This is a genomic window from Agromyces sp. NPDC058064 (genome assembly GCF_042885275.1).
Lineage (GTDB): Bacteria > Actinomycetota > Actinomycetes > Actinomycetales > Microbacteriaceae > Agromyces.
The window spans coordinates 69917-76656 of the sequence record NZ_JBHVSE010000005.1; the positions used below are offsets into that span (position 1 = coordinate 69917).

Annotated in this window: 8 protein-coding genes; 5 read left to right on the plus strand and 3 right to left on the minus strand. The window is 70.5% G+C overall.

From position 1 onward, the window contains the following. The first annotated feature begins 10 nt into the window (after positions 1-10). From atpD to ACFVSL_RS15890, 4 genes are read left to right on the plus strand one after another with little or no spacing between them, the layout of a single operon-like run. A complete protein-coding gene (atpD, locus tag ACFVSL_RS15875; protein WP_386941943.1) occupies positions 11-1465 on the plus strand; it encodes a F0F1 ATP synthase subunit beta in 1455 nt (484 codons plus the stop codon). A 2-nt stretch (positions 1466-1467) separates the two neighbouring features. Further along, entirely contained in the window at positions 1468-1728 is a 261-nt protein-coding gene (locus ACFVSL_RS15880; RefSeq protein ID WP_386941944.1) for a F0F1 ATP synthase subunit epsilon, read from the plus strand. A gap of 10 nt (positions 1729-1738) precedes the next feature. Beyond that, positions 1739-2311 (plus strand): AAA family ATPase, encoded by a 573-nt coding sequence (locus ACFVSL_RS15885; RefSeq protein ID WP_386941945.1) that lies wholly within the window; start codon positions 1739-1741, stop codon positions 2309-2311. Further along, positions 2311-3072, plus strand: a complete 762-nt coding sequence (locus tag ACFVSL_RS15890) for a YaaA family protein (RefSeq protein WP_386941946.1) — start codon at positions 2311-2313, stop codon at positions 3070-3072. Before ACFVSL_RS15885 ends, ACFVSL_RS15890 begins: the two co-directional genes overlap by 1 nt. Positions 3073-3151: 79 nt before the next feature. Here the strand turns inward: ACFVSL_RS15890 and ACFVSL_RS15895 are convergent, their stop codons facing one another. The 3 genes from ACFVSL_RS15895 to ACFVSL_RS15905 form a co-directional block, all read right to left on the minus strand. Further along, entirely contained in the window at positions 3152-3967 is an 816-nt protein-coding gene (locus ACFVSL_RS15895) for a M57 family metalloprotease (RefSeq protein WP_386941947.1), read from the minus strand. A gap of 166 nt (positions 3968-4133) precedes the next feature. Next, positions 4134-4724 (minus strand): DNA-3-methyladenine glycosylase I, encoded by a 591-nt coding sequence (locus ACFVSL_RS15900; protein WP_386942153.1) that lies wholly within the window; start codon positions 4722-4724, stop codon positions 4134-4136. A gap of 5 nt (positions 4725-4729) precedes the next feature. Beyond that, entirely contained in the window at positions 4730-5221 is a 492-nt protein-coding gene (locus ACFVSL_RS15905; protein WP_386941948.1) for a methylated-DNA--[protein]-cysteine S-methyltransferase, read from the minus strand. A gap of 199 nt (positions 5222-5420) precedes the next feature. Here ACFVSL_RS15905 and ACFVSL_RS15910 point away from each other — a divergent pair, with 199 nt between their 5' ends. Beyond that, positions 5421-6587: a DUF4192 family protein gene (locus ACFVSL_RS15910; protein WP_386941949.1), complete on the plus strand. Its 1167-nt coding sequence runs from the start codon at positions 5421-5423 to the stop codon at positions 6585-6587. Positions 6588-6740 lie beyond the last annotated feature (153 nt).

Here is a 6740-nt window from a genome sequence, read left to right on the forward strand (position 1 = left end):
AGTGAGCAGAATGACTGACATCATCGAGACGGTCGCCGACCAGTCCGTTTCCGTCGGCCGCATCGCCCGCGTGACGGGCCCCGTCGTCGACATCGAGTTCCCGCACGACTCGATCCCCGACATCTACAACGCACTGCAGACCGAGATCACCCTCGGCGAGGAGACCTCCACGCTGACGCTCGAGGTCGCACAGCACCTCGGTGACGACGTCGTCCGTGCGATCGCGCTGAAGCCGACCGACGGCCTCGTCCGCGGCCAGGAGGTGCGCGACACCGGTGCACCGATCTCGGTCCCGGTCGGCGATATCACCAAGGGCAAGGTCTTCAACGTCATCGGCGAGGTGCTGAACGGCGAGCCGGGCGAGCAGCTCGAGATCACCGAGCGCTGGCCGATCCACCGCAAGCCCCCGGCATTCGACCAGCTCGAGTCGAAGACGCAGCTCTTCGAGACCGGCATCAAGTCGATCGACCTTCTGACGCCGTACGTGCAGGGTGGAAAGATCGGCCTCTTCGGCGGTGCGGGCGTCGGCAAGACCGTCCTCATCCAGGAGATGATCCAGCGCGTCGCGCAGGACCACGGTGGTGTGTCGGTGTTCGCCGGTGTCGGCGAGCGCACCCGTGAGGGCAACGACCTCATCCACGAGATGGAGGAGGCGGGCGTCTTCGACAAGACCGCGCTCGTCTTCGGCCAGATGGACGAGCCGCCGGGGACGCGTCTTCGCGTCGCCCTCTCGGCCCTCACCATGGCCGAGTACTTCCGCGACGTGCAGAAGCAGGACGTCCTCCTCTTCATCGACAACATCTTCCGCTTCACGCAGGCGGGTTCCGAGGTGTCGACGCTGCTCGGCCGCATGCCCTCCGCGGTGGGCTACCAGCCGAACCTCGCCGACGAGATGGGCATCCTCCAGGAGCGCATCACCTCGACGCGCGGTCACTCGATCACCTCGCTGCAGGCGATCTACGTCCCCGCCGACGACTACACGGACCCGGCGCCGGCGACCACCTTCGCGCACCTCGACGCGACGACCGAGCTCTCGCGCGAGATCGCGTCGAAGGGTCTCTACCCCGCGATCGACCCGCTGACCTCGACGTCGCGCATCATGGACCCCCGCTACCTGGGCGAGGACCACTACCGCGTCGCGACCACGGTCAAGCAGATCCTCCAGAAGAACAAGGAGCTCCAGGAGATCATCGCGATCCTCGGTGTCGACGAGCTCTCGGAAGAGGACAAGATCACCGTCGCCCGCGCGCGCCGCATCCAGCAGTTCCTCTCGCAGAACACCTACATGGCGAAGAAGTTCACCGGTGTCGAGGGCTCGACCGTCCCCCTGAAGGACACCATCGAGTCGTTCGACGCCATCGCCCGCGGTGACTTCGACCACGTGGCCGAGCAGGCGTTCTTCAACGTCGGCCCGATCTCGGACGTCGAGGAGAACTGGGCCCGCATCCAGAAGGAGAACGGCTGAGCATGGCCGCCCTCAACGTGAGCGTCGTCTCGGCCGACCAGGAAGTCTGGTCGGGCGAGGCGGCCATGGTGGTCGCGAAGACCGTCGAAGGCGAGATCGGCATCCTGCCGGGTCACGAGCCGATGCTCGCGATCCTCGCCGGCGGCGAGGTGCGCGTCACCCTGCCCGGCGGCGAGAAGATCACCGCCAGCGCCGAGGACGGGTTCCTCTCCGTACAGTCCAACTCGGTGCAGGTCGTCGCGTCTCGCGCCGAACTCTCCTGAGGAGCAGCGGATGCAGGGGGAGCAGCCGTTCGACCGCCAGTTCGGTGACCTGAGCGTCACCCAACTCATCGTCATGGCCGGGCTGCCGGGCGCGGGAAAGTCGACGATCGCGCAGATCGTCGGCGCCCGCCTCGGCGCCACGGTCGTGTCGGTCGACCCGATCGAGTCGGCGATCCTGCGCGCCGGGATCGACGCGGACCAGCCCACGGGTCTCGCGGCCTATCTCGTCGCCGAGGAGATCGCCGAGAAGGAGCTCGACTCGGGCCGCACGGTGATCGTCGATGCGGTGAACGCCGCCGAGGCCGCACGCCTGCAGTGGCGCGACCTGGCCGAGCGCGCCGACGTGCGCCTTCGCGTCATCGAGGTCGTCTGCTCCGACGAGGAGCTGCACCGAGCCCGACTCGAGAAGCGGGAGCGCAAGCTGCCGCACCTCGAGGAGACCACCTGGCGCGCCGTCGAGCAGAGCCTCGAGGGCTACGCCGCGTGGACGGGCCCGTCATCGGCGCTGCCGCGCGTCACGATCGACAGCATCGAGACGCTCGGCACGAACGTCGACGCGGCGCTCGCCTTCATCGGCTCGTAGTGCGCATCCTCCTCCCGCCGTCCGAGACGAAGCGCGACGGCGGCGCCGACGCGCCCCTCGCGCTCGATACGCTCTCATTCCCGTCGCTCTCGGCAGCACGGTCGCAGGCGCTCGCTGCGCTGGGAGAGCTGTCGACCGACGGCGAGGCCATGATGCGGGCGCTGAAGCTCGGGCCCCGGCAGTCCGCCGAGGTCGACCGCAATCGTGGGCTGCCCGGCGCCCCGACGATGGCGGCGATCGATCGCTACACCGGCGTGCTGTTCGACGCGCTCGATGCGCCCTCGCTCGATCGGGATGCGCGAGCCTTCGCCGGCCGAACCGTCGCCGTGCACTCCGCACTGCTCGGCCTCGTCGGCGCGCTCGACCCGGTTCCGGCGTACCGGCTCTCGCACGACTCGAAGCTGCCTGGGTTGCGGCTGAAGGCGCACTGGCGTGAGCCGATCGCCCGCGTGCTCGACGACGAGGCGGGGCTGATCATCGACCTCCGCTCGGAGGGCTACGCCGAACTCGGACCGGCTCCCGTTCGGCCCGGCAGCGTCTACGTGCGCGTGGTCTCGATCGACGGCGACGGCCGCAGGCGCGCGCTCAACCACTTCAACAAGCAGGCCAAGGGACGCTTCACCCGGGCTGTGCTCGAGCGGCGGCCCGACCTCGACAGCGTCGACGACCTGCTCGACTGGGCCGAGACCGCGGGAATCTCGATGCGACTCGGCGAGGAGCGGGCGGCGACGCTGCCGCGCGAGGTCGAACTCGTCGCCTGACACCGGACGGGCCACTGGGCCCGGTCGACGACGACCGGACCCAGTGGACACCGAGCGAGAGCTCAGTCGAACAGGAGCGTCAGTTGCCGTAGAGGGCGACGACGCCCGCGCGGTCGCTGCTCGTCATCGACAGGTCGTCGGACGAGCCGTTGCACTGCGGGTAGTGCATGATCGACGACGAGTCGTACGGAGTGAGTGCGCGCCAGTTGTTGTCCTCGAAGCAGGTTCCCGATTCGGGACGCGTGTGCTCGTGCCGGAAGCCGAGCGTGTGGCCGAGCTCGTGGCCCAGGATGTTCGTGGGCGTCCACGAACCCGAGCTCCAGATCGAGTCGTCGATGAGCACGTTCTGCTGACGGTCGGGCGAGCTCGGGAAGAAGGCGCGCGCGATGTACTGCGAGGTCTGCACCGGTTCGACCGAGAAGACGACGGACTTGTTGCGCGTCGTGCACTGGCCGTCGGCACTGCTCACGTACACGAAGTTCACCTTCGACGATGCGGACTCCCAGAGGGCCGCGCCGCTCGCCATCGCGCTGACGACGTCGGCGCGACGCGTGCCGAACTTCGTGCTGACGCAGTAGGTGAGATTGCCCACCTGCGAGGCCGACCACTTGTCGTCTGCGCCGTTGACCGTGTTGACGATGAGACCGTCGGTGGGCGTCTCGGGGCCGACGAGCTGCTCGTAGAACGAGCGCAGGTCGCTCTGGCCCGAGATCAGCTCGTCGCCGTTGACGATGTAGCCGCCGTCGATGTCTCGGTAGGTCGATGCCGCGAACTCCTGGTAGGAGGGAACATCGGAATCATCGAGTGTGGTTGCGCCGGCGGCCGGGATGACCGTGCTGACGGCAAGCGCGGAAGCCGCTGTGGCGGCGAGCGCGAGTGTTCTCATCAATCGCATGCAATGCTCCTTTGAAATGCGCGATCTCCGTTCGCCTGATCGGCGAGCGGCTTCGATGCGGGAGCCGGCCTCGTTGCCTACCCCCCGAAGTGGGGACAACGTAGCGCGCGCGATTCGGCGGTGTCAAGGATCTCGGGGGCGAGCCGTGCGGCAGGTCGGCCGAACCTCAGACGCGTTTCGGAGCCTTCGCTCGGAAGCAACCGGCGACGTGATCGTCGACCATTCCGGCCGCCTGCATGAGTGCGTACATCGTGGTCGGTCCGACGAAGGCGAAACCGCGGCGGCGGAGTTCTCGGCTCATCGCGTTCGACTCGGGCGTGGTCGCCGGGACCTCGGCGAACGAAGCCGGCGGTGCGCTGCGTGCCGGTGGCGCGAAGCCCCAGAGGAGCTCGTCGAGGGGCAGCTCGAGGTCGAGCACCGCACGGGCGTTCGTGATCGTCGCGCGGATCTTGCCGCGGTGGCGGATGATGCGGGCATCGCCCAGGAGCCGCTCGACGTCGGCCTCGGTCATCGCCGCGACGAGGTGCGGATCGAACCCGTGGAACACCTCGCGGAACGCGGGGCGCCGCCGGAGGATCGTGATCCACGAGAGCCCGGCCTGGAAGCCCTCCAGGCACACCTTCTCGAAGAGTCGTTGCGGATCGTGCTGGGGCGTGCCCCACTCGTCGTCGTGGTAGCGACGGTACTCGGCGTCTGCGGCGCCCCAGGCGCACCGGGCGACCCCGTCGTCGCCCACGACCGCATCGGGCCGGGGGATCACGCTCACGCCGCGAAGCCGATGCGTTCGTGCCCCAGCAGCCAGAGCTTCGTCGGGATGCCCTCTCCGCCCGAGTACCCGGTGATGCGACCGTCGGAGGCGAGCACGCGGTGGCAGCCGACGATGATCGGAACGGGATTCGCGCCGACCGCGCCGCCGATCGCGCGCGCCGACCCCGGGCGCCCGACCGCGGCGGCGAGCGAGCCGTACGAGATCGCCTCGCCCCAGCCGAGGCGCCCGAGTTCGGCCCAGACGGCCCGCTGGAAGTCGGTGCCCTCGAGACGCACGGGGAGGTCGAAGTCGGTGCGGGCGCCGCTGAAGTACTCGTCGAGCTCGACCCGGGCCCGCTCGAGCACGGCGTTGGGGCGTTCGGGGGAGTCGTCGTGGGGGAGGACGCCGTCGCGTGCGATCGAGAGACCGGTCACGGCGTCGTCGTCGGCGACGACCTCGATGCGGCCGATCGGGCTGTCGAGTCGGATGAGGAAGACGTTGGTCATGCTCCGAGCGTAGCCTCGGCCGCCGACACGATCTCGCGAGATTCGGACATCGCGACCGGGCCGGTGGACGCGGCGCTGTGGAGGAGGAGTGGAGGTCGCGCCGCACCACCGCTCCTCCACAACCGGCCCGGGCTCGCGGGCGTCCTCGTCGGGTTCGCGGAGCGCTCCCGGAGCCCGCCGGAAGGGCACGCTCTGGGGCATGACCACCATCATCCGCGCCGGATCGGCGCAAGAGTTCCTGGCCCTCGTGCCGAGCATCGCGGGCTTCGCGCCCGCCTGCTCGCTCGTCTGCGTGGCGTTCGACGGCAGCCGGACCGTCGGGGTGCTCCGGCACGACCTCCCGAGACGCCCGCGCGACCGCGACGCGCTGGCCGCGGTCGTCGTCGCCGCCCTCTGCCGCATGCCCGGCGTCGACGGGGTGGTCCCGATCGTCTACACCGCGGCGGGGTTCGCCGATCACTCCGGTGCACCCGAGCGTCGGCTCGTCGAGCTGCTGACGGCGCGCGCGAGCGAGGCGGGGTTCGCGGTCCGCGACGGGCTCTGCGTGGCGAACGACGGCTGGGGCTCCTATCTCGACCCGGCGCTGCCCGCCACGGGGCATCCGCTCACGCTCATCGAGCGTTCCGCCGCGGTCGTGACGGTGCGCGACGTCGACGACCGCAGGCACGACCCCGCACGGCACGCCCGCATCCCCGACCGCGACCCGCGCAGGGCCGCGGCCGTCGCGCGGGCGCTCGACCGGCTCGAGGCATCGGGCCCGAGCGGGGCCGAGCTCACCCGGCTCGGCGACGACCTCGACCCCGTCGAACTCGTCGAGCACCTCCTCGAACCGGGGGCGGTGCCGGCTCGTGCCGCGGCGTGGTTCCTGCATCTCGCGGCACGGCCGATGTTCCGCGACGGCATGATGCTGCAATTCGCCTTCGGTCCGCTGGTGGGTGCCGCCGCGCACGACGACGCCGCGGAGGCCCTCGAGCGGGCTGAGCACCGCGGCATGGCGATCGACGAACTGCTCGTCGTCGAGCCCGCCGACGGAGCGGGGGAGCCGGTCTCCGAGATGCTCGCGCGGCTCCTGCTGGGGCAGACGACCCTCCGCCCCGAGCGGCCCCGCGTCGAACGGGCGGTCGACGTCGTCCGGCGTCTCGTCGCCGACGCCCCCGAGTCGCACGGGGCGGGGCCGCTGTGCATCCTGGCCTGGCTGCTCTGGGCACTCGGGCGCGGCTCGGCGGCCGGAGCGATCCTCGACACGGCCCTCGAGCTCGATCCCGACCACACCATGGCGACGCTGCTCCTTCGCCACCTCGGCAGCGGCGCGCTCCCCGAATGGGCGTTCGCGCGTCCTCCGGAGGCGGACGCGGAGGCGCGGTGAGCCCGGGTGAACGGGGCGACGTCGCGACGTCGCGAGCGCAGAAGGGGTGGTGGGGGGCGCGAGGCGGGGGACCACCCCGGGGGCGGGGGCGGCACGTAGAGGGGGGACACGACGGCGAGCCCCGCAGCCCCGATGTGCGGGGCCGCCGGGGGC

Excerpts from the sequence above, each read along its gene's own strand:
- ACFVSL_RS15910 (WP_386941949.1), top strand. The coding sequence starts at position 5,421 with ATGACCACCATCATCCGCGCCGGATCGGCGCAAGAGTTCCTGGCCCTC.
- ACFVSL_RS15895 (WP_386941947.1), bottom strand. The coding sequence starts at position 3,967 with ATGCGATTGATGAGAACACTCGCGCTCGCCGCCACAGCGGCTTCCGCG.
- atpD (WP_386941943.1), top strand. The coding sequence starts at position 11 with ATGACTGACATCATCGAGACGGTCGCCGACCAGTCCGTTTCCGTCGGC.
- ACFVSL_RS15885 (WP_386941945.1), top strand. The coding sequence starts at position 1,739 with ATGCAGGGGGAGCAGCCGTTCGACCGCCAGTTCGGTGACCTGAGCGTC.
- ACFVSL_RS15905 (WP_386941948.1), bottom strand. The coding sequence starts at position 5,221 with ATGACCAACGTCTTCCTCATCCGACTCGACAGCCCGATCGGCCGCATC.
- ACFVSL_RS15880 (WP_386941944.1), top strand. The coding sequence starts at position 1,468 with ATGGCCGCCCTCAACGTGAGCGTCGTCTCGGCCGACCAGGAAGTCTGG.